The sequence below is a fragment of the Gluconobacter sp. OJA genome, assembly GCF_039638325.1.
Taxonomy (GTDB): Bacteria; Pseudomonadota; Alphaproteobacteria; order Acetobacterales; family Acetobacteraceae; genus Gluconobacter; species Gluconobacter cerinus.
The window spans coordinates 288,215-314,199 of record NZ_JBDIWI010000002.1; the positions used below are offsets into that span (position 1 = coordinate 288,215).

A 25,985-nucleotide genomic window follows, 5' to 3' on the forward strand; every position below is an offset into this window, starting at 1 on the left:
TTAGTTCAGCGCCATCTGCTCATGAGCCAGAGCCTGTTCCGCGCCAAATGATGGCCACTCGGAATGCGTCAGCGCTTTCAGAGACGGCGATGAGAGCCCCATTTTATGCGCATACAGCCACGTGTAGGTCAGGGCGCGATGCACATAGTCACGCGTTTCCGTGTTGGGCAGCGTTTCCATAAAGAACAGCGGATCATGCAGATCGGCCGTCTGTGCACTTTCCCACCGGGCGATAGCGCCAGGCCCTGCGTTGTAAGACGCCAGAACCCGTACAAGATCCCCGCCCTCAGGGCGCGCCGACAAAGATGTATGGCTCGACTGAGAGGCCAGGTACAGCACGTAAAGCTGACCAATCTCCAGATTGGATGACGGGTTGTGGAGGCGATTTACCATGTCAGGCGGCACGGGAATGACAGCCATTCCATGGGCATCATATGTCTGGTGATGCAGTGTGATGAAGCTTGCTGTGATCGGCCGGATCTGCATCAGCCCATGCGCACCCGCCCCGGATGTAGCGGCAGCATCGAAATTCGATTCAACGCGCGTGAGGGCATAAACCAGAGCCGGGTTCATCCGGAAGCCATGATTGGGCTTGAGACGAGGCATCGGCAGATCCGCACCAGCCGCTTGTGGCCGGTTTTCCCCATTCATGATGAGCGACGCAAGCTGTTCGGACAGATCTTCAAATCCGGCAGTCTGGGCAACCAACTGCAAGGACCGGGACCGCGCACTATCAGGCGCCACGTCCGTCCACATCCGCCGCATCAGCGCCTCGGCACGTGCACGCTCGCCAATCTGAAGCAGGGCAAACAACTGTCGGCCCTGTGGGAGCGCACTGATGGCCTCGACGTCAATTTCCCCAAGAACCGGAACAGGATCATGGAGCGTGATTTCTGTTACGCTGTCTGGCAGGCGGGCATGACCCTTACGTCCAAGCTCCAGTGTCTGAGCGGCGAGCATCCCATAAAATGTTTCATGATGGTTCGCTGCACGATGGAGCCAGGACACATATGCCGCCATTGCGTGACGGCGAATTTCTGCACGCGCGGCCCAGAACGCCGCGGCTGCGTGAAGCTCGGGCGATGTAACTGGAGCATTTGCCGCCGATTCAAACAGCTCATAGGCCGCATCAAGATGTCCCTGACGCCAAGCAGCCAGACCAGCGACATAAGCAGGAAGACCAACCTGATGGCCTCCTCGCTCGAAGCCAGCGCAACCATGACGCAGAGCGCTCTGAGCATCTCCCTGTGAAAGCAGCCCCAGAGAAATTTCTCCGTAAAGCTGCCCTGCATAGGCAGGGGTCATGCCGGGCGTAATATCCACAAGGTGCAGTGCGCTGGCTGCGCCCTTCACACCCTGCATCACCCGCTCCTGAACCGTACGATCCAGAAGAGGATTACGGGTAAAGGCATGCGCCAATGGGTCCGCGGGGGAACTATTGGGCAGGTGAACGGTTTCAGGACGATCTTCAGGCGCCAGCGACCTCACAAAAGTCTGGACCTGAACGGAGCCTGCCGGAGCAGTCCTTACCAGAAGCCCCTGAATTGCAGGGGCGTCCGGTTGAGTTGAATAGTTTTTCAACCAGTCGCGAAGCTGGTCCGCCCCTGGATGAGCACCAGGCGCAAGATAGCGATCTGCCAGAACATCGCCCAGCAGGACGCGATCCGTAAGCAAACGCGTCTGCTCCATGGCTTCTTGCAAGTCACCACGACGCTGCGCCTGCAGGATCAGACGATATCGACTGGCCATAGTGGCCGTCAGAGGGTGTGGCAGCGATACAATGCCGTCCCCACCGAGGCTGGGACGGGCTTCTGCAAACGCTGTTTCATCGCCAGCATGGTCTGGCTGAGGCGGCAGAGTCTGCACACCGTCAGCACGCACCGGGGAAAAAGTTCCACCGGTCAGAATCAGCACACTCACAAGCAACGCTCGCGCCGTGCCACCTGAGATGAAAGGGGTAATCCTTCGCATAGCCGCCGGGTGCTACCCGGTTTCTGGCACGCTGGCAAGTTTTGGTTAACCAGAACAGAGCCTCGGACTAAGCGATGATATCGTCACACACTGGAACAATCCAGTGGCAAACACCTGTTTTCGAGTAGTTTTTTGCGTTTTCGCGAAGTTTTTTACAGGCTTAAATCAGGACTTATTTAGTTCTGTATTTTCCGCACTCAATCGCTCCATCAAAACCAGAAGATCCTGCCACGCATTCCGGCGTGCAGCAGGGCTGGCAGCGAGTTGTAACGGGTGTCGCATAGGCAGCAGAGCAACCGGTGCATCCAGCTCGGGAATCCGAATTTCCGTCCATTTTCCACGCAGCCGATTCAGCATGGCCTGATCCCCCAGAAGCAGCCGTAGAGGCGTTACTCCCATCGTCACCAGAAACGGTGGCCGGCACAGGGCGATCGTTTTCAACAGCAACGGACGACAGGACCGCATCTCCTGATCCGTTACACCACGCCCTCCTGGCGGCCGCCATGGAACGGCTGGTGCCATTGAGAGCACGGAGCGTTCCAGCCCTGCACTGGCCAGCATTCGATCCAGCAGCTCACCGGCACGCCCCGCAAAAAGTTCTCCTGAGCGATCTTCATCCGCGTCCGGCGTCTCTCCGATCAGCATGAAACGAGCAGCATCGACAAAAACGGGCTTGAGCCGGTGCGTTGCCGTCCGCGCCAGAAACAGATCATCAAGCGTTTCGCTCGCCCGAATCAGGGCAGGCAGATCACGTGCCTGTTCCAGCCCCGGCGAGACAGGTGCAGGCGACGGCACTTCTCTGGGTAACGCTGGTCGGGCGTGTAAGGTGTCCACTCGGGCAGGCAGACTCCGAGGCACATCAGAGAGGCGGTCAATCGTCTCTTCCGAAAGAACCTCGTCCACACCCCAGTCATATTGCAGCTGTAGCGCGGCAAGCAGTTCTGCCCGGCTCGGAACAGGCTGGGGTGTCATGAAAAATCCGTTCAGGTTGGCGTATGACCGCATGCGGTCTAGAATTGACCCATTATGCAGATCACGCGCGGCTGGCCCAGATCAATTCCGGTTTTTTCGCACTCGCTTCGCGCGGGTCTCTTGGCACTTCTGCTGGCGGGAACCCTCCTGCCCTCAGCATTTGCGGCCCCTCCTCCGGAAACACTGCCCGCTATTGATCCCGGGAAATCCCTGACCGGATGGCTGCTGGCGTCGAGCGTCATGATGCAGCGCGGAGAGATCGACGCTGCCTATAACGCGCTTTCACATGTCCTGACGTTATCTTGCCGCGATCTGAAGCTGCGCGAAGATGCTCTGCGCTACGCCGCCATGACGGGACATGAAGATGAGGCTGTGACGTTCGCCAAAACGCTTCCCGCCAGCGATATTGCCACCCTCGTCCTTGCCCAGAACGCGGTTACTCGGAAATCCTGGACGGAAATGCGCCAGACGCTGAGCCGCAACAACCATCGAGGCCCTCTGGTCTCTGTTGCAACGCCAGTTCTTCTGGCATGGGCGCAGGCAGACGAAGGCCATGTCGAGCAGGCACTCTCCACCCTCAACGCCGCTGCAACCTTCGCCCCTACACGCCGCTTGTACCAATTCCATGCCGCGCTGATTGCGGAGCGACTGCCTTCTCAACATCAGGCGGAACTTCTCTATCAGAAGACTGGCAACAGCCCCGATGATCCGCTGACACTCCAGATTCTTTACGCCCAGATTTATGGTGGCTGGCTTGAAAATCAGGGCCAGCATAAGGCGGCACTTGATGCCGCAGCTGCACTGGGCGTGAGTTCCCCTCTTGCCTCCATGATCATTGGGCCACTTCAGCATAACCTGAAAAAACGACCTCCCCTTTCTCCCTCTCAAGGTGCGGCAATTCTGAACCTGCAACTTGCCCTGATGATCACGGACGTTATTCAGCAGGAAGGCATTCCTCACGATCCGACCATCATCGCATTGCAACAGGCCCTCTACCTTGATCCCACCCTGACGGTTGCACGCATTTTCCTTGCCGACACCTTCCGTGACGGCAATCAGATCTCGAAGGGCCTCGAGACACTCAATTCGGTTTCCAGCACGGACTCTCTGGCAGCGCTGGCTGCCCAGGAGCGAGTCAATCTGGCCAGCCGCTCCCACGATCTTCCACTTCAGGCCGATGCGCTTCATCGCGCGCTGACCCTGCTTCCGGGTAACCCGCAATTTCTGGTTCAACTGGCTGAAGTTCAGGATCAGATGGGCCATCATGTCGAGGCGATCGATCTTTATACGAAAGCTCTCAAGGCCTCTCCTCCTCGCAAAGAGATTGCCTGGCCGATACTTCTCGGTCGCGCAATGGCCGCCCAGGAAAACGGAGACTGGGCCATGATGCAGGAAGATATGCACCATGCGCTGGAACTCGCCCCTGACCAGCCAGAAGTTCTCAACTTCGTCGGTTATGCCAGTATCGAACACGATATTGACCAAGACCACGCCTTACAGTTGCTTAAGCGCGCGGTGGAACTCCAGCCTAACGACCCATCTATTCAGGACAGCTACGCCTGGGCCCTTCTCAAGGCCAAAGGTGACCTGAAAACCGCGCTGCCCATTCTTATTCAAGCTGCGGAGCATGCCTCGAGTGATGCCGAAATCGGCTATCATCTGGGCGTTGCCTATTGGTATCTCGGTCGCCACACGGAGGCTCAGGATCAATGGAACCAGTCTCTGGATGACAATCCGCAGCCTCAGGATCGCACTCTCATTCTGAATGCCCTGCAGCAGGGCGGCCCACATCTCAAATCATTCGAACAGAACAAATGACCCGTCTTCAAGATACCGCCCACGCCAAAATCAATCTCTATCTGCATGTCACTGGGCGGCGGCCTGACGGGTATCATCTGCTCGACAGTCTCGCAGTCTTCGCCGGGGCAGCCGACACAATCAGTGTGGGAGAAAAGTGCGATCGGTTTTCTCTGTCCATTGAAGGGCGATTTGGCAAAGGCCTTGAAGCCGACGACAGCAATCTCGTTCTCAAGGCAGCCCGTGCGCTTCAGGCAAAAAGCGGCTCCCATGACGCATACCGGCTGACACTAAAAAAGGATCTACCTGTCGCATCAGGTATTGGCGGCGGCTCAGCGGATGCCGCGTGCACGCTGCGCATCCTGTCACGCGTCTGGAACGCAACAGAGTCCGATCTTTGCACACTTGCAGAACCCCTTGGTGCCGACGTTCCCGTCTGCGTTCGCCAGCAAGCGACACGCATGGAAGGGATTGGGGAAATTCTGACCCCAGCACCAGAAATGCCGAACGGTGGAATTCTGCTGATTAATCCAGGCGTTGGTGTCTCAACGCCCGATATCTTCCGCAGCTTTGCCGCAATGGGGGGTATCGTCCAGCGTACAAAACCGGTGCTCCCCAGCCAATGGTCGTCAATGCGGGACCTTGTGGATCTATTACTGCAAACAACGAATGACCTACAGGCACCCGCGATTGCTCATGCACCGGTTATTTCTGACGTTCTCACTGCGATTCAAAGTCAGTCGGATTGCCTTCTGTCGCGTATGAGCGGATCAGGCGCTACCTGCTTTGGCCTCTTCCCTACCCCACAAAAAGCCCGCGAAGCAGAAGAAGCTCTTACCCAAACGGCTACACGCTTGGGTTGGTGGACATGGAGTGGTCCATTCCATCAGAATTCTCCCGTTGGAACCCCCTGAAAAGAGGCGCTCGAGATGACTAGCAACCCGCGCATGCAGGTAACCCGCTCAGAAGACGGGCAAAAGATCATTCTCTCCTTTTTGGATGGAAGCGGCCTGACCGGTGACATTTCTCTGGACGAAGCCCAGTTGAACCAGTTGATTACCAGCTTGGGGATGGCACGCACCGCGCTACTGGAAAAGCGCCCGCCAGCGCCGATTGAAGGAGCGCGCTTTGCTCCCGTGTATAAAACAAACTGGGCTTTGCAGATTGATGCGCTGACCGAAGGGTCATTGCTGGCCTTTCAGCACCCTGCATATGGGCCCGTCGGTTTTGTTTTTACGCCTTCAGATGCGGAGCAGCTTCTACGCGGCCTCCAGAAGCATCGGACAATGGTTCACTCCCAACCTGGCGACGCTAGTCAGCCAAGCTGAGGGACACTTAGAATAGTTCTACATCCGCGGCAGTGAACGGAGCGACAGGGTGCCCTTTAAGCATCCCTCGAAGATGCTCCAGGGTCACTTGTTCAATTTCGTGACTAGCAATTGTCACACGCTGTACATCAGACTGCCTCGAAAGACGCAGGCAGAGCGCACTCATTTGCTCAAGCTCCTGCATCAGGACGTCCAGTCCCTGCAGAGAGCCAACCGCGTTTTGGCCGCAACCATCCAGCATGACGGTCTCAGCATTTCTGCATGAAGATGATGCCTGAGCCCACTGCTGTGCCATTCCTTGAAACAAAACAGCGAGTTTGATCTGACCCACAGAGTTACGCTCCACAGATGGGACCAAATACTGCCTCGATCCGTGATTTTAGCGAACTTGTGGTAAAAGGCTTAGCTAGAAAATTGTTTACTCCGGCTGAAATAGCCTGCTGTACCAACTCCTTATTGGCCTGCCCCGTCAACATAATGAAACCCGTTTTTCCGATCGTAGACGACGCGCGCACAGCTTTTAACAGCTCCAAACCATCCATGTCCGGCATATTGAAATCGGATATGATCAAATGCGTTGGATTTGCATTCAGATGTTCAAGAGCTTCCAGCCCGTTACGGACGCCAGAAACTTTCACAAAGCCTAACTGAACAAGACTGTTCCTCAACAGAGAACGAATGGATGTCTGGTCATCCACAAGCAGAACAGACATGGAGGAAGCAGAAATCATTGATAAGTCTCCATTTTGTAGGAATCGGCCAGCCGAAGAATAGCAGTGCCTATTTCAGGTAAGGGGAGTTGCGTCTCTACAGCGCCACACTCAAATGCAGCTCTAGGCATGCCATAGATGACTGAAGTCTGTTGATCCTGCCCGATTGTCTTGGCCCCGGCCTCTCGCATTGCCAGTAGCCCTCGCGCACCATCAGCTTCCATCCCGGTTAAAATGACGCCAACAGCTCGGGAGCCAGCTGATCGAGCGACAGAGAGAAAAAGCGCATCCACCGAAGGTCTATGGCCATTCACTGTCGGCCGCGGCACCAAATGGCAGATGTAAGACGCAGTGTTTTCATCATAAGCAATTTCCGTGTGCGCCTCGCCTCCAGGCGCAATCAAAATTAGCCCCCGTTCCAGACGACAAAAATCGGTCACAAGATTAACCTGAGGCCGAGAAATGGAGTTTAAACGCTGAGAAAAATTCTCAGAAAACTGCCACGGCATGTGCTGCACAATCACAGTGGGTGGGCAATCAACAGGAAAGCTTTGCAAAACCTCGGAAAGAGCCTCTACACCACCTGTAGATGCACCGATTGCCACGATGGCATCGCTTACGTCTTTTTTCACTGAGTGGGCCGCTGTTCGCGATAACGAAGCTTGAACCACAGCTTCTCCAAGCCCCGCAAACGCGTCCTCGCCTTGCAAAGTGGGCATTTTAGAAAAGCAGCTTACAGCGCCCATTTGCCGAGCCCGTTCTGTAATTTCCCCATGTGGAGATAAGAGGCTGGAAACCATAACAACCGGCATCGGGCGTAAACGCATAATCTTTTCAAGAAACTGCAGCCCGTTCATCCCCGGCATTTCAACATCAAGTGTCAAAACATCCGGCTTCAGTCGGATAATCAGATCCCGCGCCTCAAGAGGTGTAGTTGCAGTTCCAACTACTTGAATGCGTTTGTCTCTCTTCAATGAAAGCGTTATGAGCGCTCGACTTGTAAGCGAATCATCTACAATCAAGACTGATACAGGTAAATACGAGGAGTAAGGGCCGGAAATTTTATGGTGCACTTGCATCATACAACTTTTTTGTAAGCGTTTATTCCAATAGGGCGGAGACCCAATTCTTCAAAATTAGTTATTCTCTCAGAGTGACCAATATAAATTTCACCCTTGATGTGAAGACGACTAGACAGCCTTCTCCACAAAAGATCGGTCGTTTTTTTATCAAAATAAATTGTGACATTCCTACAAAAAATTGCATGAAATTTCGCTTGAAAAGGCCATTCACCAATAATATTTAGTTTTTTAAATAAAACTAAATCCTTAATATTTCTTGAAAAATAGAATTCCTCCCCAGAAAGATCACAAAATTTATTAAATTTTTCTGAGAAATTTTTTGGAATATTATTTTTGAAATAGATGCCATCTTGAGCTCGCCTTATCATCTCCGGATCAATATCAGTACCTAGAATTTTTATTTTTTTTATATGAGAATAATTTACTGCTTCAGCTGCTGTCATTGCAGCAGAATAGGCTTCTTCTCCACTTGAACAGGCGGAAGACCAAATACGAATTCCTTCTTCTCTCATTATTTCCGAATGGAAATCACAGCATAATAATTTATGCAAATAACAAAAGTGATGTTTTTCTCTAAAAAATGACGTAACATTTGTTGTTAACGCCGATATCATTTTGTCTTTTTCATATTTACCTTTTCTAGATTCTATTAATTTAAAATAATCATTTATATTTTCAGCATCAACCTCCCTGATTCTCCGAGAAACTACTGATTGAATAGTAGATTCTTTACTTTGATCAAGATGAATTCCAGATATTTTTTTTGCAATTTTTGAGATAGTTAATAAATCTTTTTTACTTAGAAGTTTCTTGTTATTAATCATTTATGCATTCTCTTATAAAAATCGACTCATTTATTTTGAATATATTCCTCTCATCAAAAGAAATAATTCCCTCTAAAAAAGAGCAATTTTCATTAAAATTTATTCGTCGCAAATCCTCCTTATGGTAAGATAGTATTTCCGAAACATCGTCGACAGAAAAGGCAATTATTTTATTATCCCCCTCCAAAATTATAATAGCTTTTTTTAAAATATTTTCATTACAACTATTAATTTTTTTACCAAAATTTATCAGCGGTATAACTGACCCACGAATATTTATAATACCTTCCACAAACTCTGGAGAGTTTGGAATAATGGTTGATTTTATCCAATTTCTTATTTCTTTCACATAAGATATATCTATAGAGTATTCTTGATTATTGGATAAAAAAACCAGACTTTTTGACATCTGTTAAATTCCAATTCCAGATAATTAGTTATAAAAAACTACCGATGCCAGAATCGACATCAATAATTAGCGCTACACTTCCATCTCCAAGAATAGTTGAAGACAAAAATCCGGATAGTTTTTTATAGTTTTTTTCTATTGATTTTATCACAAATTTTGATTGGTCTATTAATTCATCCACAACTATAGCATAGTTCGATTTTTTCTCATTTTGCAAAACTAAACATATCGATAGATATTTTTTCTCTTTAATATTTATAGGTATTAATTCATTTCTGTATAAATACTTTAACTCATTTTCTGATATTTTTAATATTTTCTTTTCTTCCAATAAAAAGGCTTCAACAACATAATTTGTTGGAACAATAAATTTTTGATTTCCAGATTTAAATATTAAACCATCAATAATAGAAAGCGTCATAGGTAAGGAAATAGAGAATTTAGTTCCTTTTCCGTCTTCAGAGAAAACCGAAATATTTCCACCTATCTCAGATACATTCTTCTTTACTACGTCCATCCCCACACCGCGACCAGACAATTCCGAAACAACATCAAGAGTAGAAAAACCTGGGGAAAAAATTAAATTTTGAATTTCTTCTTTTTCAAGATGAATTCCTGGCATGATAATTTTCTTAGAAATTGCCTTTTTATAAATTTTACTACAATTTAATCCGGATCCATCATCTTCTACTTCAATTATAAAGCGTCCAGAACGAATAAAAGCTCTTAAGTATAAATTTCCTTCATTGTTTTTATTACTATTTTTTCTAATATTTGGTTCTTCTAGGCCGTGATCTATGGCATTTCGGATCAAGTGCATTAAGGGCTCAGAAAGTTTTTCCAAGATTGATCGGTCAATCTCTGCTTCCTCACCTTCGATATGAAACACCACATGCTTTCCAGAAAGACGCGCTGCCTCTCTCACAATTCTGTTCATACGCTGAAAAACAGCTTTAATGGGATGCGCACGCATTGCCATTACATTTTCTTGCAACTCTTGGGTAAGCTGATTCAATTCAGAAACTGCGATATCAAGTGACGATCCGGGCAAAACATTACTTGATTGCATCTGAGTCCGTATCGCTCCCTGGTTAATGACCAGTTCGCTGACTAAATCTACGAGTTTATCTACTCTGCATGTATCAATACGAATTGTAGAATGCTCTTTATTTTCGTATTGAGAAACTCGATTCACTAATGCAGGATCGACTAAACCATCATTTGAACTTTCATGCGTCGGGATGGGTAAAGGTTGTAATTCTAAATTATCTTTGGAGAAGGGAGATTCGATAAACTTGCAGCCAAGGTCTCCCCCTGACCACTCAAATATCTCTTCAATATTCTCCCTGGCTTCAGGTGTCCTCAGAATTATTTTCCATTTGAGATAGCATACTTCTGCTTCAAAATGCGTCAGAGACGGAACTTCAGTAGCATCCAATTCAACCTTAATAATTCCTTTCTTCTGTAAAAATACAAGAAAATTTATTACATCGTCACCGTTCGAATAAAATGAATATTTTGGATTTATTTCAAAAAAGAACGTATTTTCTTTTTGATCTACGATATCTATTTTGACCGGCTGAAATTTAAATTCATCTATCTCTTCCGGTACCATGGAATTCAATATCAAATTTTGATCTGGATCGATTCCATCATTTAAATAATGGTTGAGATCAGCGTAGGTTTCATTCGAATCAGATAATGAGGTACCAAATCGATAAAATGAAACAATATCAGACAAAAAATCAGTCGCTTTTAAAAAAATTTCGACTGAACTTTGATCAATATCAAGTAGACCTGATCGAAATTTTTCCAGTACCTCCTCAAATAAATGAGCAAGACGTACCAGATTTTCCATTCCGAACGCTGCAGCTCCACCTTTAATAGAGTGAACTGAACGAAATATCGTATTTATTTTCGACAGTTTATCCGGAGACGTCCCGATGCTTCCGAGTTCGTCTTCAAGTACAGATAAGTGTTCCTCGCATTCTTGAAAAAAAACCTGACGAATTTCTTCCAAGCCATCTTGATCGTTCATGGTAACACTCGATCAATAGTCTCAAGCAAGCGATCTGCATTAAATGGCTTTAACAGCCATCCCGTGGCCCCGGATTCACGTCCTTTGTTGCGAACCTCTGAATTTCCTTCAGTCGTCAAAAAAAGAATTGGAACGTATTGCGTCTTAGGTCCGGATCGCAGCTTTTTAACAAGCTCTAAGCCATCCATTCGTGGCATATTCAGATCCGTAATAATAATATTCGGATCAAATACTTTCAGCTTTTCTAGAGCGTCCAATCCATCCTCTGCAGGACAGACATTATATCCAGCTTTCTCCAATATATTCCGCAGAATATTTCGGATCGTTCTAGAATCATCAACAATCATTATATTCATTGATTATTTTCCTTCTCAAGTAGGAAGGTGCCTCCCAACAATTCGAGAGCTTTCTGAAATTCAGCGGACGGATTTTGAATAAAAAAACGGGCTTGGCGCCCATGAGCTGTTTTTTGAGCTGAGAGTAAAATTTCGAAACACCGCCCCCCCAGACGTTTGACAGCGCCACCATCCAAAACAATATCTGTCGCTTGGTCTCTAAGCTGCTGCAAAAAATGCTTTGCAAATGCAGTTCCCATATCTGCCGGGAGACAAAGCACTGTCATCATCGAAACTCCTCCCAGCCGTCATCAGAGGTCTGAAAATCATTCGTTGAAAATAAAGAGGTCACGGGAACGATATTATGATCGACCTGCGCATGAACGGCTCCAAATACGTTCCGATCGCCGACATGAAAATGATGAACAATCTGCACCAATTCTCGCGCTTCTTTGCTGAGGTTATGGCTTGCAGCCGTCGCTTGCTCGACCATCGCTGCATTTTGCTGGGTATTCTGATCCATCTGGTTTACTGCTAGGCTAATTTCAGACAGATCGTTTGCTTGGCTTTGCGCAGCAGTCGCGATTTCTCCAATTAGCACGCTGATCTCACCGACATTTTCAACGATGGTCTTCATGGCAACACCAGTTTCCTGAACAAGGACTGTGCCTTTGCTGACTTGCTGCGTGCTGGACGTAATAAGATTTTTGATATCTTTCGCAGCATTGGCCGATCTCTGAGCGAGAGCTCGCACCTCTGTGGCGACAACAGCAAACCCCCGTCCAGCATCTCCAGCCCGGGCTGCCTCTACGCCAGCGTTTAACGCCAGTAGGTTTGTCTGGAACGTAATATCATCGATAAGCCCCAGAATTTGCCCAATTTGTTTGGATGATTGCTGAATATCAAGCATTGCAGCCATTGCTGCTGCCATGACATCTCGAGAACTCTCGGCGCGCTCACGCGTCTGGGTCACCACAATACTGGCGTGCATTGCCGCGTCTGCAGTTTTCTTGACCGTCTCCGTCACACTTCCAACGGACTGCGTCGTCTCTTCAAGCCGACTGACTTGCTGTTCCGTCCTATGGGCAAGGTCATCGGCGGCAGACGCAATTTCGGCAGATCCAGAAGAAATTGTTCCGACGCTATCATTCAGAGACATCAGAATTCTCTGAAGATCAGTCAGTGTCGCATTGAAATCTTGTCGAAGGCGCTCGTATTTTTCCGGGAAGACTTCCTCCAGTTTCTGGTCAAGGCGACCTGCTTTGAGGTTCTTTAACGCAGCCCCAAGTACGTCTATCATCTCATCGCGCGAGCCAGCTTCGGCCATCGCTTCACTTTGGGAACGATTAGCTTCTTCCTGAGCGTTCTTTATGGACGCCTGAGCTTCGACAGCACGCTTTTGACTTCTCTCCAGATCAGTTTGCAGACCTAGCAAACGTTCATGCACGCCAGCGAGATCAGGAAAAGGGTTACTAGAAGAGAACACATCCTGAACTGCCAGTTGAGACAAGCCGTACGACAGCCGCTTGGCTGGAAGAAACACTTTCCAAAAGATCAGAATGTCGGAGAGAATTATGCCCAGAAAAACTAAAGCATCTGGCGCAAGGCAATTTAAAATTCCGTAGCCAGACATTTCTCGTACGCGCCAGTACGCTGCTCCAAACAGCAGCATCATAGGAAACGCCAGAATTACGCACAGCAGCGGCAATGTGATGCCACTGCTCTCAGGGCGTACAGGCTCGCGCGAAAAGAACATTCCAGATCACCCTGTCAAAACAGAACCTGCCCCAAGTCCGCACGGCACGAGAGGCATGAAGGGCTGTTTTACCGGTGACTGATTTATACTCCGTTAACAGGGCTTTCAGAGATTACGGCTGCGAGGCTGTACTCTGGCCCGCGTCTGCAGCAGGAATATCTTTATCATGTTGAGCGTAAAGATAATCATCCCGAGAGATCCAAACCCGGTAATGCTTCAGGAAGTCACTACCAAGAAGAACATCGCTTTCTGAAAGATCATCAACAACATCCAGTCTGATGTTTCTGAAAACAATGTCCCCGATTTCCAGCGTAGAAAAGAAATGTCGGTAGATTTTTATAGGGTCTCGCGTGACCCCATAGCCTGGCATGACGGGATCATTATTCAGCATAGCCTGAGTGACCCCTGCCCTTCGTGCTGCACTCATTGTCACGAGAGTTGAGGAAGCACCTGTATCCAGGATGGCCTCGGCTGGTTTGCCATTAATCTTGATCTGGAGCCTTGTTTTCAATCCATCTGTCGAAGAGTGGGTAACGGGAATTTTGTGGACTGTTCCGTCCCACCCTGGGGTCGGAAACGAACAGTCTTCCGTGCGAACCAACTGGACAACATGATCAGGCACATCGACGATGGTATCGTAGTTTGCCAGAAATTCCTGCCCGAACAGCCCAACGACAGGCAGACCATCAGCATGCCCCCCAAACTTCCCACCGGCGATGACCGCAAAATTCTTGGCGCTGGATGGCCCCATTTCCAAGCTCTTGATGCGAACAGCCTGAACGAGTTCGCTGCCGCCTACACCCGTCATGGTACCGACCGGCCCCATAACTTCCAGTCCAAACGGCGAAATATAGGCACTTCCGATTACAGAAGTCGTAGCCCCGGTATCGACTATAAGAGCCGCCGGATGCCCATTTATGCCGGCTCGGACAATCGGCGATCCAGCCTCATTGATGATGGGCATGACGCCACTGATATACAGCTTGCAATTATGAGGCCCGGTAGGCGCGCAAGCCGATAGAACCCCTGAAAGGAGTCCAACGGCTCCCAATCGCTTCAACACCCGCATTACCGCACGTACCCAATCAAACGTTTCAAACAGTTACACTGTTCGCAGGTCACGTTTTTCCTGCAAGTCATTTTTTTTGTTCGAAAAAAGCATTTTTTTAAAAAACGCTCTTGCCACCCCCAGAGCACGCTGCTAAATCACCGCCACCGACCGAGAGGAAGCCAACACGGCCCCGAACGGACGGTCCAAAGATCGCCTAAAGCGATTTGCGGGTGTAGCTCAGTTGGTTAGAGCGCCGGCCTGTCACGCCGGAGGTCGCGGGTTCGAGCCCCGTCACTCGCGCCACTCTCCTTAAAGAGTGGCCACTAAATCCCTCCCAAAAAAAATCTACAGTAAAAAACGCGATTTTTCGTTTTTTATCTTTTCAGTAATTAGCGTTACATTTGGCTACTAAGAGCCTTTAATTTCGTAAGAAATTCTTAACCTCCCAAGCAGAAACTCTAAGCATCCTCTCATCTTCTCAGGATGCACTTATGTCTTCCATTTCTGCTCTTGGTACCGATTCCAATATGTCGGCGCTCTATGCCACAGCAACCCGCCAGAGCTCAAACGCGTCGTCCTCCTCTTCTTCCGCCGAAGAGACAACCACGACGACAAACGCTGATGGCACTGTCACCACCACAGTTACAGATTCGTCCGGCAATATTATTTCTGAAAGCACAACAAGCAGCACGTCTGGAGCTACTGACAAAAGCAGGAGCCTGGATACGATGGCCTGAACCGGCTCACTTAGGCTGTGAGGTAAACCTCCAGAACCTCATCCGGAGGTCCATCCATCCGGATTTTCCCATTTTCCAGCCAGATAACCCGCGTACACCATTTCCGCATAATATCTGGCTGATGGGTTGAAATCACCAAGATATCCGCGTGCTCAACCATGGCTTCCAACCGTTCCCGTGCCTTGTTCATAAAGGCACCGTCACCGGCCAGGAACCATTCGTCCATGAGCAAGATCTGCGGCGTCATGGCTGTTGCCAAACCGAAAGCCAATCGAACCGTCATTCCTGAGCTATAGGCTTTGACGGGCATATCCATATAACTGCCCAGATCAGCAAATGCCTCGACATCCTGATCCAATTGCGCCGTCTGCTGCTTGGAAAGACCACCGTGCAGCGCAAACAGGCGGATATTTTCGCGTCCTGTCAGCTCCACGTTCATGCCAAGGCTGCTATCCAGCAATGTCCCGATTGAGCCTTCCAGGCGAACACGCCCGTGTACTGGCTCGTAAATACCCGCTAGCGAACGAAGAAGCGTCGTTTTGCCGGCACCATTTCGGCCGATCAGACCAAGCCGCTCGCCCGGCGCGAGACTGAAGCTGATATCTTGTAAAACGCTAACAATAGTTCTCTCACGGCCATCCTGAACAAGATGCGCTGCCGGAGAACCAGGACGAAGACTGGATAACCTGTCCCCTACATGCCGCTTCAATGAGCGACTTTGGCCATGGTACAGGGGAAAATCGATCCGAAGCTGATCAACGACAATACTTGGCATTACATCAGATCCAGTATGGAATACGGGCACGCATACGACAGAACAATGCAGCAGCAGCAGCCCAAAGAAGGATGCCCTGTCCGATAGCAGCATACCAAAGAACGGGTCTGACCTCGTACCCCATGAGTGGGCCACGCATGACTTCAATAATGGGGTAAAAGGGATCGAGCAGCAGATATTGGCGCCCGGCATAGATCAGATCGGGCTTCCAGATCACGGGCGTGACGAAAAAGAAGATCTGCAGTAGTGACGCCATGATCGGGGCAATATCCCGAAAGCGGGCCCCCAGCATACCAATCAGCAAAATGATCGAAAAACTGTCCAGAAGCCAGAGCGGGACGCTCAGAAGCAGGCTCCAGCTCTGCTTGGGCCAGATATGATAGATGCCAAACACAACGGCAATCACGACCACGTTGTGAAGCAGCATCAGCACGTTACGGACAATCAGTCGAATGACCGGCAGCGTGGCGGGAATTCTTCTGGCATGGAATAGCGACGTACTCTGAGTAAAAGCTGTTGCCGCATCATTAATGACGCCGCTGACATACCCCCACAATACAATCGAAAGAGACAGGAACGGCAGGTAATGCGGCAGATCCATATGGAAAAGATAGCCGTAGACCACCCCCATGGCTGCCGTCATGATTGCGGTCGAAAGTGTCAGCCAGAATGGCCCCAGCACTGACCCGCGATAACGAAGCTTGATGTCCAGCCAGCCAAGAGCAACAGCCAGTGGCAGCAGCCGAAAGCCGGCCTTCAGGTCATCCAATGCGGCCCGGATACGGCCGAATCCCTTCTGCGGAGCCAGATCGAGTATGGGAGTACGGGAGTTGCTGTCTTCCATGGGCTTCTCCCTACCATGAAAGACGTTTCTGCCCACCCCTGCGTGCCGTCGAAACGACTGTCCGCAGATAAAAGAATGTTTTCCCTTGCATCTGGCCGCGTCCTCGCCGAAATGCTGCGGTCATGTCTTATGCTGTGAAGGAAATGTTCGTCACCCTCCAGGGAGAGGGTGCGCAGACGGGTCGCGCCTCGGTATTCTGCCGGTTTGCCGGGTGCAACCTGTGGTCAGGCCGAGAGCAGGACCGTGAAACGGCAGCATGCCGCTTCTGCGACACGGATTTTATTGGAACCGACGGTGAAGGAGGCGGCCGCTTTCAGGACGCTGCCACTCTGGCGGATACGATCGAACAATGCTGGCGAAGCGTCGCTGATGCTTCGGGCCGCCGTTATGTTGTGTTCACGGGTGGGGAGCCACTTCTCCAACTGGATGCGGAACTGATTGCTGCCGTGAAGGCACGCGGGTTTGAGATTGCCGTTGAAACCAACGGAACAATCGCCGCACCGAACGGGATCGACTGGATCTGCGTCAGCCCCAAGCCGGGGGGCGCCCTGGTCCAGAAAAATGGCTCGGAACTCAAGCTCGTATATCCACAGAACGAGCTTCCGCCCGAACTGTTCGACACGCTGTCTTTCCAGCACTTCTGGTTGCAGCCAATGGATGGACCTAACCGCCTGGAGAACACGCAGGCTGCTGTTGCATATTGTCTGGCACATCCGCGCTGGCGCCTTTCCCTGCAAACTCACAAGATGATCGGAATTCCATGAGCAACGCCGCCCTCGTCCTGTTTTCTGGCGGCCAGGATTCAGCAACCTGCCTCGCCTGGGCTCTGTCCCGTTTCGATCGTGTTGAGACGGTAGGTTACGCTTACGGACAACGACATCTTGTCGAGCTTGAGTGCCGTGACACCCTGCGCGCTCAGATGGCAGCCCATTCCGCAGAATGGAAAGCAAGGCTGGGCGAAGATCATACCATTGATCTGGCATCTCTTGGCGCCCTGTCCGAGACCGCTCTGACCCGAGAAGCCGAAATTGGCTTCAACGAAAGTGGTCTGCCCAATACCTTTGTGCCGGGTCGCAACCTGATCTTCCTGACATTCGCAGCCGCATTGGCTTATCGTCGCAACGTCAAGCATATCGTTACGGGCGTCTGTGAAACCGATTATTCAGGCTACCCGGACTGCCGCGACGATACGATCAAAGCACTACAGGTTGCCCTGAACCTGGGCATGGACCAGCGCTTCGTGCTGCACACGCCCCTGATGTGGATCGACAAAGCTCAAACCTGGGATCTGACGGAAGAACTCGGCGGAAAAGCGCTCGTAGATCTTATCAATCAGGAGAGCCACTCCTGCTATATGGGAGATCGCACACATCAGCACTCATGGGGTTATGGATGCGGCACATGTCCGGCCTGTCAACTCCGTGCTGAAGGATGGCGCCGTTATTGCGAGAGCAAAGCATGACCGCAGAACTCGTCTTTACGCGCCGTTTCTGCATGGGCCACAGGCTTATTACTGGCACCAGTGAAAAGTGTGCGGTTCCCCATGGGCATAATGAATATGTGAAGGTGACACTCCGGCCCGTTGACGAGAAACGACTGGATGGTCACCAGAACATGATCCTGCCATTTGCAGAGGCCAAAACCCGTTGGCATGACTTCGTGGACAACAGTCTCGACCATGCTTTGCAGCTATCGGAGCAAGACCCGTTGCTGGCATGGTTCCGGGATCACGAGCCTGAACGCGCACGCAGGATCGTCGTCACGCCAGGCGACCCCACGACCGAAGTCATGACTGCCCTTCTGCTGGCCAAGCTGACAGCCATTCTCGCCGATCAGGGCGGAAAGCTTCGCGTTCATGAAATTGAGCTTGAAGAAACCCCGACCAACACGGTCAAGCTCAGCGGCGATCCCTCATTCTATCTTCCGCAAGTCGAGCGCGCTGCCCAAGCCTGCTGGTGGAACCGGGCAGACATGAGCATCTCGGATCTTTAAAGCCTTTCAGCTTCGCAGAAGAGACAGGATCTCCATGCGGGCTGCATGGTCATGCTTCCAGGTTCCACGAGCAATCATTGTAACCGTAGTGGAACCAGGCGAGCGTACACCGCGCATACTCATGCACATATGCTCGGCTTCAATCACAACGAGAACAGCTTCCGGCGCCAGTACATCCTCCATGGCCTGCGCGACCTGATCGGTCAGGCGCTCCTGCAACTGGGGACGTCGAGCAAAACCTTCCACAACGCGCGCCAGCTTACTAAGGCCCGTCAAACGCCCGCCTGCCGGCAGATAGGCCACATGCGCCTTACCATGCACCGGAAGAAGGTGATGCTCACACATGGAATGGAAATGGATATCTTTGACGATAACAGCACCATGATGCTGGTCTGCTGAGAACTGCGTCTTCAGATGATCGCGCGGGTCTTCATACAGACCTTCGAACACTTCCAGATACATCTTTGCCACGCGCTGAGGCGTGTCATGTAAGCCCTCGCGTTCCGGATTTTCCCCGATCGCTTCCAGAATTGTACGAACTGCGCCCGCAATCCGCTCCTGCGCATCGGCAGGCCGAGACAAGCCTTCGAGCGGGCGCAGATCTTCATTGCTGGCTTTTGCAGCCGTGGCGTTCCGGTCAGTCATGTCGGGTTTCAGGCTCCTTCGTTCCCCGAAGCGGCACGATCCGGGTCACGCCGGGTCACATCTCCGCTGGTTCGAGGCAGGACTGCTAGCGCGTCCGCCACCCGACGTCCACCAATCACACGCTCTGCCGCTATTTCCGCCAGAGGTTCGAGAACAAACGCCCGCTCAAACACATGACGATGCGGCAGCGTCAAAACACGGTCAGAAATATTGCATTCATCATAATGAAGAAGATCAATATCGATGGCCCGCGCGCCCCAGCGGACACCCGGCAGCCGACCCAACTCCCGCTCAATCCGCTTACAAATCGCCAGCACTGCATGAGGACGCAGCGTTGTCTGACCCGTTACACACAGATTGACGAATCCCGGCTGATCGATCCCACCCCACGGTGCACTATCGTACAGGGAGGAGACGCTCAGAAGCTGCAAGCCACTCTCCAGAGACAGGCAATCTGTTGCGGCTGCCAGAATTGCCTCACGGTCCCCCAGATTGGCGCCCAGCGAGAACGCAACCTCATGAACCCGCTGGCGCTCAACTGTCGTCGAGGTTTCCGATACGGGATAGGGCACGGGTGCAGACGGCTTACGCACGGTCACAAGAACCTGCTCCACACGACCCAGACGCCTTACAACCTCATCAGCAATCCGTCCCGCCAGGGCCTCTATCAGGCCCATGGGCTTTCCGGTCACGATGTCAGAAGCGATATCGCACAAAGTGCCGTAGCAGACGGCCTGAAGGTAATCGTCTGTTTCGATAGCCCCTGAGAGATCTGCACGAATCTCGATATCAATGATGAAGCGTTGCCCGATCCGGTTCTCTTCCGGCAACACGCCATGATAGCCGAACAGACAAAGATCCCGAACAAAGACGGCAGTCAGCGGGGCGGTAATCATTTACAGTCCTTCAGGATCTGGCGCATTGCCAGCGCGTCTGCATGCTCCCGAACGTCATGAACACGCAGAATATCAGCGCCAGCATCTGCACCGAAAAGATTGGCAGCCAGGGTTCCCGCCAGCCGTTCATCTACAGGACGCCCTAGCAGATACCCAAACATAGACTTCCGGGAAAGCCCCAGAAGGACCGGCAAACCATACTCCTGTTTCAGAATACCAAGGGAGGCCACGGCCTGGACGTTCTGATCCTGTGTTTTTCCAAAACCAATTCCCGGGTCCAGAATCAGGCGGTCTTTCTTTACCCCGGCCTTCTCAGCCAGATTAAGTGAACAATCAAAAAACCGGCGCCAATCCGCCAGTAGGTCCAGTTGATCATCGCAATCATGCCGGTTGTGCATGAGAACCGCCGAGGCTCCCCTGTCTGCCACCACGAACGCCATATCTGGATCGGCCTGAAAGCCCCAGACATCATTGATAACTCGTGCGCCCGCCTGAAGAGATTTCCGAGCGACCACGGCTTTCGTTGTATCGACCGAGATTGGAACGCCCTCAGGCGCAAGACGGTTAATAATCGGCTCAAGCCGTGCCCATTCTTCATCGGCCGGCACTGAGCGAAAACCGGGTCGCGTTGACTCCGCCCCGATATCCAGAATGTCGGCACCGTCAGTGAGCATGGACCGGGCGTGTGCCAGCGCTGTTTCCGGGGCCTGAAAATGACCGCCGTCAGAAAACGAATCCGGCGTAACATTCAGGATACCCATCAATAAGGGCTGTCTTCCTGAAGGGGAGCCAGAAAGACGTGAAGGGCTATTTTCAGACGGAAACAGAGAGAACAGTTTCGATATACCTTAGTGCGAGAAGAGCCGGAGAATCCCAGCTTCTTCAACTGTAAGAGACCTGCATCGTAGTCCGCCCGCATGTGAACGGACAGTGGCGAAGTTTTCGCCTTGGCTACATGGAAGACGATCTTCACGAGAACGCCTCCATGCTCATATGACACTCAATTACGGCACTAATTGGGATCCGAAATTTACACTTTTCACATTCCCTGCGACGGCCCTTCCGGCACCGAAGAGCTTCTCTTAAGAATTCAGGATTTTTTAGCCTGCTCCAGGAAGGCTTCCATCTGCTCTTCATTAAGAGCACCTGGAGCAACGGCAGCCGAACCGAAAATAAACGTCGGCGTCCCGTCAAGATTGATGGCACGGCCCTGATCCAGATTGGTCGTGATCAGAGCGACAGTCGCAGGCGAGCTCATATCTGCTTTCAGGCGATCGGCATCCAGACCGTTTGCCTTCGCAAGCTCCGTGATCCGTTCCATGGTCGGCTTGGTGGTATCCGCCATCAGGGCCTGACGCATCACGTCATATTTCCCCTGCGCGCTGGCAGCGAAAATGGCCCGGCTATCCAGCACGCTGCCGCTTCCCAGAACTGGAATAACCTTTTCAACCAGACGGACATCTGGATGACGGGCCAGAAAACGATCAACTTCCGGCATCATGGCCCGGCAATATGAGCAGCGCGGATCAAAGAATTCCACCACGGTAATTTTTCCGTGCGGATTACCGCGAACAGCATAGTCAGGGGCCGTCTGCAGGTCATGCAGATGCGTTTTTACAGCCTCAAGAGCCGAATCCTGCTTCTGCTGCTCCGCTTTCTCTCGCAGGGAGCGGATGGCATCCGTCAGAATGGAAGGATCTTCTTTCAGAGCCTGCCGAAGGATCTGAACCACTTCGGCACGCTGTGCAGGCGTAAAGTTTTCTGAGGGGCTTCCCGAAGCGGCCATCGCAGCATTCCCGTAGGAAGAAAGCGCAGCAAAAACGGCGAAAACCGTTGCGGACAGGCGATGTTTCACAGAAGGCTCCGGATTGCAGAAGACGCGGCACCGTAACTGTCCGCGGCCATTAATGAAAGACTGTCACAAAGAGAAGCGCCCAAGACCTCTCCCACAACAGAGGGATTACCGTTATGACTGAGCAAACTGAATGTGAGGTCTCTTCCGAATGGGGAGCATCTCACTTGCCGGACCCGAGACCAGATAGTGGAGAAACGCCAGGTGGCGCACCGTCGAAACCAGATTTCCCTCCGCGGCTCCCGTAAGGCAGGCCGCGTGTCGTTCCACCTTCTGGCTTCGGTAGCCTCAGGGCTCCTGCTGACTGCCTGCTCAAGCATTCCTGGCTTCACGTCCCTTGTGGGCACAGCTCCTGCCCCGGCTCTCACCGGCAGCATCGGCACAGTGGTCGCTGACGAACCACAGGCAGCACTTGTCGGGCACGATGTTCTGGCACGCAAAGGCAATGCTGCAGACGCCGCAGTGGCCACAGCCATTGCCCTTGGTGTGACCCTTCCCTCCCGTGCGTCGCTGGGCGGTGGAGGCGCATGCCTCATATCCCAGCCCGGCGCCCCTGCTCAGAGCATCAGTTTCCTGCCTGCGGCAGGAAGCAGTGCAGGTGGCAATCGCCCGGCATCCACGCCTGCCACGCTCCGCGGCCTGTTCCTGATCCATCACCATTATGGCTCGGTTGAATTCAACGACCTGATCGCCCCCTCGATGAACCTTGCCAGCAACGGTATCACCGTGAGCCGGGCCCTTGCCTCTGATCTGGCGGTCGTACGTACTGCCCTTCTGGCTGACGAAAATGCACGGGCAATCTTCGGTCGTGGCGAAGCTGGAACCCTGACTTCTGGGGATACTCTGATCCAGCCTCGTCTGGCTGGCTTTCTGGAGCGGGTCCGGTCAGCAGGCGTTGGTGATTTGTATAACGGTGCCTTGGCGGACGTTTACAGCACAGCCGCTCAAAAAGCTGGTGGGGGCCTCAACACCAGCGATCTACGCAGAACGCTGCCGGTTGAGACAGTTGCTCTCACCACACAAACCAACGGCATCAGCGCTTCGTTCCTTGCGCCACCCGCTGATGGCGGCCTTGGCGCAGCCATTCGCTATACGACCGGTTCATCTGCCCAGGGCGCTGTCAGCGCCTGGCGCGCTTCGGGCGCAACGGATGTCGCTGCCGCACAGGCAGCTCTGGATAATGGCAAGACAGGAGGTAGCGCTCTTCCTGCACTTCCCGCCTCCACATCCTTTGTCGTCACGGACCGTAATGGCATGGCCGTTGCTTGCAGCCTGAGCGAGAACAATCTGTTTGGAACAGGCCGTATCGCTGGTAGCACGGGCATCGTGCTTGGTGCATCTCCCGCCGCGACACCTCGCCCCCTCCTCGCGGCGACAATTCTGAGAGACCGTCGCGGATTGAAGGCTGCGATTGCGGCGTCTGGCCAGAATGACGCTGCGGATGCTGTAGGCGATGCGGCACGGGCTGCAACTCAGGGGGCAGAAATTGCCCATTCCGGCGCAGGTCGCGTCAACGCAGTAACGTGCACTGACGGCAATAACTGCCACGGAAACACCGATCCGCGCGGCGCAGGCCTTGCCGCGGGAACAACGAACTGATTACCCGGTAAAGCTTCTTACAAGGCTCCCCGCCACCAGTGACCAGCCATCGACGATCACAAAGAAGATCAGTTTGAAGGGCAAAGACACTGTGCTGGGGGGGAGCATCATCATGCCAAGGCTCATCAAGACACTCGAAACAACGAGATCGATGACGAGGAATGGTAGATACAGCAGAAATCCCATTTCAAAACCGCGCCGCAGCTCTCCAATCATGAAAGCCGGCACCAGAACACGCCACGGTGTGTCCTCAATTTTTTGAGGCGGCTTTTCATGGGCAATGTCCAGAAAGGTTGAAATGTCTGCAGGCCGTGCCGTAGCGGCCATGAAATCATGAAAAGGCTGCGCAGACCGGCTTAACCCTTCCATCTCACCAACCTGCCCCGCCATCATGGGAGCAACGCCTGTATCCCAGGATTTCTGAAGCGTAGGCTGCATCACAAATAACGTCAGAAAAAGCGCCAACCCGATCAGAACGGTGTTCGGCGGCGTGCCCTGCGCGCCGAGTGCGCTTCTCAGCAGCGACAACACAATCACGATCCGCGTAAAGGCTGTCACCATCACCAGAAGACTGGGGGCAAGCGACAAAACCGTGATGAGGGCACTGAGCTGCACCAGCCTGCTGGTCGTTCCAGCCCCGCCAGACTGCCCCAGATCAATACTGACGGCCTGAGCATATGCCAAATGCGGGCACAACAGACAGAGCAGGAGCGCAAACAGGAGAAGGCAGGACTTCACGAGGCCTCCTCCAGTGCTGCAGCAAAACCGGTTCTGTCACCATGCCATTCCAGCAGCACATCCTGACTGCCACCAGTCAAAACCAGAACTTCGCGGCTACCGTACCGTATGACTGAAAGTCGCCGGGTGCGATCCAAGGCCATCTGTCCCACAAGAGACAGCCCCGCACCGGACTTTCCATGCCCTCCCTGGCGAGAGCGGACGGCCTTCAGCAAAGGCTTCAGACCGACAAGAAGCACTATTATGAACATTAACGCCGAACAGGCAGTTAAACCGTCATGGAGGGTCATGGCACCGTATTTCCTTCACTTTGGAAAAGAGTGCCGGACAAAGATTAATAGACGCCTAATAGCGGCTGGAATTCTGCTCATCACGCGCCCGATTATCATCGGAGGCCGGAGAATCATGGATGCTATCAACCATTCGTTAAGCACTTTCCGCCATAATCAACTCTATCGGGCCGAAACAGGGTTCTGCATGGAGGGAAACTGCAGCAATGCGCAACACGGACACCACAGCGACCAGTGGCACAAACCTGTTTGCCCTTGGTCAGGACCGTCTGAACTGGCTTCAGGCGCGTCAGCAGGTTCTTGCAGGTAACATCGCCAATGCAGATACCCCTGATTACACGCCCAAAGATGTCTCCCCTTTTGAAGCGGCATTAAGCCAGTTCGAGATCATGCCCACAGCGACGCAACCTCAACATATCGGCTCATCAGCCTCCGTCACGCATGTGCAAGACGTTGAAACCGAGCAGTCTCTGGATGGCAACCAGGTTTCCCTCGATCAGCAGATGGAACAGGTGGCAGACGTGAGCGACCAGCAGCATCTCGCAGTCAATATCTACGGAAAATACATGAGCATGTTTCAGACAGTTCTCGGCAAATAAGGGGAGCTGACCCATGAACCTCTCCAACACCATCGGCATTTCTGCCAGCGGGATGGATGCTCAGGCCCAGCGCCTGCGGATTGTGGCCGAAAATCTTGCCAACCAAGACACGACAGGCTCCACACCCGGCGCGGATCCCTACCGACGAAAAACCATCACTTTCGCAGAACACGTGGACAACGACACGGATCGTTCCACCGTCGATGTGCAGGAAATCGGCCGGGACATGTCTGACTTCCAGACGAAGTATGACCCGTCTCATCCAGCGGCCAATGCACAGGGCTATGTGAAAATTTCCAACGTGGATTCAATGGTGGAGATGATGGACATGCGCGAAGCCGAACGCTCGTACGAAGCCAACCTCAACACCATGCAAAGCACCCGTACCATGCTGTCCCGCACACTGGACCTGTTGAAATAACTCATGATCACGTCCCTTTCCCAAGCGCATAGCGCATACGCCCAAAGCCTTCAGAGCCGCTTTCAGACAGGAGTGACGGACGACGTTCCTGATGGCACGGCTACCTCGGGCGATTTCGGCTCTGTCATGTCGCAGGCGGTCAGCAGCGTCATCAACACTGGCCATGATGCAGAAGCACAGTCTGCTGCCGGGCTGCATGGCGGCGGGGACATGACCCAGATCGTCACAGCCGTATCCAACGCCCAGCTCGCGCTTCAGACGTCCACGGTCCTTCGAGACCGAATGGTGCAGGCGTACCAGGACGTTATGAAAATGACGATCTGA

General features: G+C 52.2%; 31 protein-coding genes and 1 tRNA gene. 12 read left to right on the forward strand and 20 right to left on the reverse strand.

Annotation, left to right across the window (positions count from 1 at the left end; genetic code table 11):
- Together ABDK75_RS11760 and ABDK75_RS11765 are read right to left on the reverse strand one after the other, a co-directional pair.
- Positions 1–1,971 (reverse strand): transglycosylase SLT domain-containing protein, encoded by a 1,971-nt coding sequence (locus ABDK75_RS11760; RefSeq protein WP_249211420.1) that lies wholly within the window; start codon positions 1,969–1,971, stop codon positions 1–3.
- Positions 1,972–2,136: 165 nt separating this feature from the next.
- Positions 2,137–2,943: a uracil-DNA glycosylase gene (locus ABDK75_RS11765; protein WP_346005973.1), complete on the reverse strand. Its 807-nt coding sequence runs from the start codon at positions 2,941–2,943 to the stop codon at positions 2,137–2,139.
- 54 nt (positions 2,944–2,997) lie between these two features.
- On the opposite strand from ABDK75_RS11765, the gene ABDK75_RS11770 reads away from it, so the two are divergent.
- Genes ABDK75_RS11770 through ABDK75_RS11780 form a run of 3 tightly spaced genes read left to right on the forward strand, consistent with a single transcriptional unit; the run spans position 2,998 to position 6,068 of the window.
- Entirely contained in the window at positions 2,998–4,761 is a 1,764-nt protein-coding gene (locus tag ABDK75_RS11770; protein ID WP_346005974.1) for a tetratricopeptide repeat protein, read from the forward strand.
- Positions 4,758–5,654: a 4-(cytidine 5'-diphospho)-2-C-methyl-D-erythritol kinase gene (locus ABDK75_RS11775; protein ID WP_346005975.1), complete on the forward strand. Its 897-nt coding sequence runs from the start codon at positions 4,758–4,760 to the stop codon at positions 5,652–5,654. Before ABDK75_RS11770 ends, ABDK75_RS11775 begins: the two co-directional genes overlap by 4 nt.
- A gap of 33 nt (positions 5,655–5,687) precedes the next feature.
- Positions 5,688–6,068 (forward strand): hypothetical protein, encoded by a 381-nt coding sequence (locus ABDK75_RS11780; RefSeq protein ID WP_046900046.1) that lies wholly within the window; start codon positions 5,688–5,690, stop codon positions 6,066–6,068.
- 7 nt (positions 6,069–6,075) lie between these two features.
- Here the strand turns inward: ABDK75_RS11780 and ABDK75_RS11785 are convergent, their stop codons facing one another.
- The 10 genes from ABDK75_RS11785 to ABDK75_RS11830 form a co-directional block, all read right to left on the reverse strand.
- Positions 6,076–6,309, reverse strand: a complete 234-nt coding sequence (locus ABDK75_RS11785) for a hypothetical protein (protein ID WP_346005976.1) — start codon at positions 6,307–6,309, stop codon at positions 6,076–6,078.
- Positions 6,310–6,403: 94 nt separating this feature from the next.
- Complete coding sequence (locus ABDK75_RS11790) at positions 6,404–6,799, reverse strand: response regulator (RefSeq protein ID WP_046900048.1); 396 nt, start codon at positions 6,797–6,799, stop codon at positions 6,404–6,406.
- Positions 6,796–7,860, reverse strand: coding sequence for a chemotaxis response regulator protein-glutamate methylesterase (locus ABDK75_RS11795; protein ID WP_346005977.1), 1,065 nt, complete (start codon positions 7,858–7,860; stop codon positions 6,796–6,798). Before ABDK75_RS11795 ends, ABDK75_RS11790 begins: the two co-directional genes overlap by 4 nt.
- Positions 7,857–8,684 (reverse strand): protein-glutamate O-methyltransferase CheR, encoded by an 828-nt coding sequence (locus ABDK75_RS11800; protein WP_346005978.1) that lies wholly within the window; start codon positions 8,682–8,684, stop codon positions 7,857–7,859. The genes ABDK75_RS11795 and ABDK75_RS11800 overlap by 4 nt, the downstream gene beginning before the upstream one ends.
- Entirely contained in the window at positions 8,677–9,093 is a 417-nt protein-coding gene (locus ABDK75_RS11805; RefSeq protein ID WP_346005979.1) for a chemotaxis protein CheW, read from the reverse strand. The genes ABDK75_RS11800 and ABDK75_RS11805 overlap by 8 nt, the downstream gene beginning before the upstream one ends.
- A gap of 28 nt (positions 9,094–9,121) precedes the next feature.
- Positions 9,122–11,131, reverse strand: a complete 2,010-nt coding sequence (locus tag ABDK75_RS11810) for a chemotaxis protein CheA (protein WP_346005980.1) — start codon at positions 11,129–11,131, stop codon at positions 9,122–9,124.
- On the reverse strand, positions 11,128–11,487 hold the full coding sequence (locus ABDK75_RS11815) for a response regulator (RefSeq protein ID WP_211501889.1): 360 nt from the start codon (positions 11,485–11,487) through the stop codon (positions 11,128–11,130). The genes ABDK75_RS11810 and ABDK75_RS11815 overlap by 4 nt, the downstream gene beginning before the upstream one ends.
- Positions 11,484–11,756, reverse strand: coding sequence for an STAS domain-containing protein (locus ABDK75_RS11820; protein WP_244591057.1), 273 nt, complete (start codon positions 11,754–11,756; stop codon positions 11,484–11,486). Before ABDK75_RS11820 ends, ABDK75_RS11815 begins: the two co-directional genes overlap by 4 nt.
- Entirely contained in the window at positions 11,753–13,222 is a 1,470-nt protein-coding gene (locus tag ABDK75_RS11825; RefSeq protein WP_346005981.1) for a methyl-accepting chemotaxis protein, read from the reverse strand. The genes ABDK75_RS11820 and ABDK75_RS11825 overlap by 4 nt, the downstream gene beginning before the upstream one ends.
- Before the next feature lie 112 nt (positions 13,223–13,334).
- Positions 13,335–14,186 (reverse strand): retroviral-like aspartic protease family protein, encoded by an 852-nt coding sequence (locus ABDK75_RS11830; RefSeq protein WP_346005982.1) that lies wholly within the window; start codon positions 14,184–14,186, stop codon positions 13,335–13,337.
- Between the two features lie 313 nt (positions 14,187–14,499).
- Here ABDK75_RS11830 and ABDK75_RS11835 point away from each other — a divergent pair.
- Positions 14,500–14,576, forward strand: a tRNA-Asp gene (locus ABDK75_RS11835).
- Between the two features lie 188 nt (positions 14,577–14,764).
- On the forward strand, positions 14,765–15,010 hold the full coding sequence (locus ABDK75_RS11840; protein ID WP_346005983.1) for a hypothetical protein: 246 nt from the start codon (positions 14,765–14,767) through the stop codon (positions 15,008–15,010).
- A gap of 10 nt (positions 15,011–15,020) precedes the next feature.
- On the opposite strand, the gene ABDK75_RS11845 is transcribed toward ABDK75_RS11840, so the two are convergent.
- Both ABDK75_RS11845 and ABDK75_RS11850 read right to left on the reverse strand, forming a co-directional pair.
- Positions 15,021–15,785, reverse strand: coding sequence for an ABC transporter ATP-binding protein (locus tag ABDK75_RS11845; protein ID WP_046900056.1), 765 nt, complete (start codon positions 15,783–15,785; stop codon positions 15,021–15,023).
- Between the two features lie 4 nt (positions 15,786–15,789).
- Complete coding sequence (locus ABDK75_RS11850; protein ID WP_046900057.1) at positions 15,790–16,629, reverse strand: ABC transporter permease; 840 nt, start codon at positions 16,627–16,629, stop codon at positions 15,790–15,792.
- Positions 16,630–16,751: 122 nt separating this feature from the next.
- Here ABDK75_RS11850 and queE point away from each other — a divergent pair, with 122 nt between their 5' ends.
- From queE to ABDK75_RS11865, 3 genes are read left to right on the forward strand one after another with little or no spacing between them, the layout of a single operon-like run.
- A complete protein-coding gene (gene queE / locus ABDK75_RS11855; protein WP_346005984.1) occupies positions 16,752–17,393 on the forward strand; it encodes a 7-carboxy-7-deazaguanine synthase in 642 nt (213 codons plus the stop codon).
- The gene (gene queC / locus ABDK75_RS11860; RefSeq protein WP_346005985.1) at positions 17,390–18,091 is read left to right on the forward strand and encodes a 7-cyano-7-deazaguanine synthase QueC; all 702 of its coding nucleotides are present in this window, start codon (positions 17,390–17,392) and stop codon (positions 18,089–18,091) included. The genes queE and queC overlap by 4 nt, the downstream gene beginning before the upstream one ends.
- Entirely contained in the window at positions 18,088–18,621 is a 534-nt protein-coding gene (locus tag ABDK75_RS11865; protein ID WP_215749177.1) for a 6-carboxytetrahydropterin synthase, read from the forward strand. The genes queC and ABDK75_RS11865 overlap by 4 nt, the downstream gene beginning before the upstream one ends.
- A 6-nt stretch (positions 18,622–18,627) precedes the next feature.
- Here the strand turns inward: ABDK75_RS11865 and folE are convergent, their stop codons facing one another.
- The 4 genes from folE to ABDK75_RS11885 form a co-directional block, all read right to left on the reverse strand.
- The gene (gene folE, locus ABDK75_RS11870; protein WP_046900061.1) at positions 18,628–19,266 is read right to left on the reverse strand and encodes a GTP cyclohydrolase I FolE; all 639 of its coding nucleotides are present in this window, start codon (positions 19,264–19,266) and stop codon (positions 18,628–18,630) included.
- Between the two features lie 8 nt (positions 19,267–19,274).
- On the reverse strand, positions 19,275–20,162 hold the full coding sequence (folK, locus tag ABDK75_RS11875) for a 2-amino-4-hydroxy-6-hydroxymethyldihydropteridine diphosphokinase (RefSeq protein WP_346005986.1): 888 nt from the start codon (positions 20,160–20,162) through the stop codon (positions 19,275–19,277).
- The gene (folP, locus tag ABDK75_RS11880) at positions 20,159–20,923 is read right to left on the reverse strand and encodes a dihydropteroate synthase (protein WP_339405828.1); all 765 of its coding nucleotides are present in this window, start codon (positions 20,921–20,923) and stop codon (positions 20,159–20,161) included. The genes folK and folP overlap by 4 nt, the downstream gene beginning before the upstream one ends.
- A 329-nt stretch (positions 20,924–21,252) precedes the next feature.
- Complete coding sequence (locus ABDK75_RS11885) at positions 21,253–22,017, reverse strand: DsbA family protein (RefSeq protein ID WP_346005987.1); 765 nt, start codon at positions 22,015–22,017, stop codon at positions 21,253–21,255.
- 201 nt (positions 22,018–22,218) lie between these two features.
- On the opposite strand from ABDK75_RS11885, the gene ABDK75_RS11890 reads away from it, so the two are divergent.
- On the forward strand, positions 22,219–23,613 hold the full coding sequence (locus ABDK75_RS11890) for a gamma-glutamyltransferase (protein WP_339405830.1): 1,395 nt from the start codon (positions 22,219–22,221) through the stop codon (positions 23,611–23,613).
- Here the strand turns inward: ABDK75_RS11890 and fliP are convergent, their stop codons facing one another.
- Positions 23,614–24,351, reverse strand: coding sequence for a flagellar type III secretion system pore protein FliP (gene fliP / locus ABDK75_RS11895; RefSeq protein WP_046900066.1), 738 nt, complete (start codon positions 24,349–24,351; stop codon positions 23,614–23,616).
- Positions 24,348–24,641, reverse strand: coding sequence for a flagellar biosynthetic protein FliO (locus ABDK75_RS11900; protein ID WP_086633792.1), 294 nt, complete (start codon positions 24,639–24,641; stop codon positions 24,348–24,350). Before ABDK75_RS11900 ends, fliP begins: the two co-directional genes overlap by 4 nt.
- A 206-nt stretch (positions 24,642–24,847) precedes the next feature.
- Between ABDK75_RS11900 and flgB the strand changes: the two genes are divergently transcribed.
- Genes flgB through ABDK75_RS11915 form a run of 3 tightly spaced genes read left to right on the forward strand, consistent with a single transcriptional unit; the run spans position 24,848 to position 25,985 of the window.
- Entirely contained in the window at positions 24,848–25,240 is a 393-nt protein-coding gene (flgB, locus tag ABDK75_RS11905) for a flagellar basal body rod protein FlgB (RefSeq protein WP_339405832.1), read from the forward strand.
- A 13-nt stretch (positions 25,241–25,253) separates the two neighbouring features.
- The gene (flgC, locus tag ABDK75_RS11910; RefSeq protein WP_046900069.1) at positions 25,254–25,661 is read left to right on the forward strand and encodes a flagellar basal body rod protein FlgC; all 408 of its coding nucleotides are present in this window, start codon (positions 25,254–25,256) and stop codon (positions 25,659–25,661) included.
- 3 nt (positions 25,662–25,664) lie between these two features.
- Positions 25,665–25,985, forward strand: coding sequence for a flagellar hook-basal body complex protein FliE (locus ABDK75_RS11915; RefSeq protein ID WP_215749188.1), 321 nt, complete (start codon positions 25,665–25,667; stop codon positions 25,983–25,985).

What these genes read in the sequence shown, in the direction of transcription:
- ABDK75_RS11900 (WP_086633792.1), bottom strand. Translation starts at nt 24,641, where the DNA reads ATGACCCTCCATGACGGTTTAACTGCCTGTTCGGCGTTAATGTTCATA.
- ABDK75_RS11840 (WP_346005983.1), top strand. Translation starts at nt 14,765, where the DNA reads ATGTCTTCCATTTCTGCTCTTGGTACCGATTCCAATATGTCGGCGCTC.
- folP (WP_339405828.1), bottom strand. Translation starts at nt 20,923, where the DNA reads ATGGGTATCCTGAATGTTACGCCGGATTCGTTTTCTGACGGCGGTCAT.
- ABDK75_RS11760 (WP_249211420.1), bottom strand. Translation starts at nt 1,971, where the DNA reads ATGCGAAGGATTACCCCTTTCATCTCAGGTGGCACGGCGCGAGCGTTG.
- ABDK75_RS11770 (WP_346005974.1), top strand. Translation starts at nt 2,998, where the DNA reads ATGCAGATCACGCGCGGCTGGCCCAGATCAATTCCGGTTTTTTCGCAC.
- ABDK75_RS11765 (WP_346005973.1), bottom strand. Translation starts at nt 2,943, where the DNA reads ATGACACCCCAGCCTGTTCCGAGCCGGGCAGAACTGCTTGCCGCGCTA.
- ABDK75_RS11785 (WP_346005976.1), bottom strand. Translation starts at nt 6,309, where the DNA reads ATGCTGGATGGTTGCGGCCAAAACGCGGTTGGCTCTCTGCAGGGACTG.
- ABDK75_RS11825 (WP_346005981.1), bottom strand. Translation starts at nt 13,222, where the DNA reads ATGTTCTTTTCGCGCGAGCCTGTACGCCCTGAGAGCAGTGGCATCACA.
- ABDK75_RS11805 (WP_346005979.1), bottom strand. Translation starts at nt 9,093, where the DNA reads ATGTCAAAAAGTCTGGTTTTTTTATCCAATAATCAAGAATACTCTATA.
- ABDK75_RS11915 (WP_215749188.1), top strand. Translation starts at nt 25,665, where the DNA reads ATGATCACGTCCCTTTCCCAAGCGCATAGCGCATACGCCCAAAGCCTT.
- ABDK75_RS11830 (WP_346005982.1), bottom strand. Translation starts at nt 14,186, where the DNA reads ATGCCCATCATCAATGAGGCTGGATCGCCGATTGTCCGAGCCGGCATA.
- ABDK75_RS11850 (WP_046900057.1), bottom strand. Translation starts at nt 16,629, where the DNA reads ATGGAAGACAGCAACTCCCGTACTCCCATACTCGATCTGGCTCCGCAG.
- folK (WP_346005986.1), bottom strand. Translation starts at nt 20,162, where the DNA reads ATGATTACCGCCCCGCTGACTGCCGTCTTTGTTCGGGATCTTTGTCTG.
- ABDK75_RS11865 (WP_215749177.1), top strand. Translation starts at nt 18,088, where the DNA reads ATGACCGCAGAACTCGTCTTTACGCGCCGTTTCTGCATGGGCCACAGG.
- ABDK75_RS11775 (WP_346005975.1), top strand. Translation starts at nt 4,758, where the DNA reads ATGACCCGTCTTCAAGATACCGCCCACGCCAAAATCAATCTCTATCTG.
- folE (WP_046900061.1), bottom strand. Translation starts at nt 19,266, where the DNA reads ATGACTGACCGGAACGCCACGGCTGCAAAAGCCAGCAATGAAGATCTG.
- flgB (WP_339405832.1), top strand. Translation starts at nt 24,848, where the DNA reads ATGCGCAACACGGACACCACAGCGACCAGTGGCACAAACCTGTTTGCC.
- ABDK75_RS11815 (WP_211501889.1), bottom strand. Translation starts at nt 11,487, where the DNA reads ATGAATATAATGATTGTTGATGATTCTAGAACGATCCGAAATATTCTG.
- ABDK75_RS11800 (WP_346005978.1), bottom strand. Translation starts at nt 8,684, where the DNA reads ATGATTAATAACAAGAAACTTCTAAGTAAAAAAGATTTATTAACTATC.
- ABDK75_RS11795 (WP_346005977.1), bottom strand. Translation starts at nt 7,860, where the DNA reads ATGATGCAAGTGCACCATAAAATTTCCGGCCCTTACTCCTCGTATTTA.
- ABDK75_RS11820 (WP_244591057.1), bottom strand. Translation starts at nt 11,756, where the DNA reads ATGATGACAGTGCTTTGTCTCCCGGCAGATATGGGAACTGCATTTGCA.
- ABDK75_RS11845 (WP_046900056.1), bottom strand. Translation starts at nt 15,785, where the DNA reads ATGCCAAGTATTGTCGTTGATCAGCTTCGGATCGATTTTCCCCTGTAC.
- ABDK75_RS11810 (WP_346005980.1), bottom strand. Translation starts at nt 11,131, where the DNA reads ATGAACGATCAAGATGGCTTGGAAGAAATTCGTCAGGTTTTTTTTCAA.
- flgC (WP_046900069.1), top strand. Translation starts at nt 25,254, where the DNA reads ATGAACCTCTCCAACACCATCGGCATTTCTGCCAGCGGGATGGATGCT.
- ABDK75_RS11780 (WP_046900046.1), top strand. Translation starts at nt 5,688, where the DNA reads ATGCAGGTAACCCGCTCAGAAGACGGGCAAAAGATCATTCTCTCCTTT.
- ABDK75_RS11790 (WP_046900048.1), bottom strand. Translation starts at nt 6,799, where the DNA reads ATGATTTCTGCTTCCTCCATGTCTGTTCTGCTTGTGGATGACCAGACA.
- queC (WP_346005985.1), top strand. Translation starts at nt 17,390, where the DNA reads ATGAGCAACGCCGCCCTCGTCCTGTTTTCTGGCGGCCAGGATTCAGCA.
- queE (WP_346005984.1), top strand. Translation starts at nt 16,752, where the DNA reads ATGTCTTATGCTGTGAAGGAAATGTTCGTCACCCTCCAGGGAGAGGGT.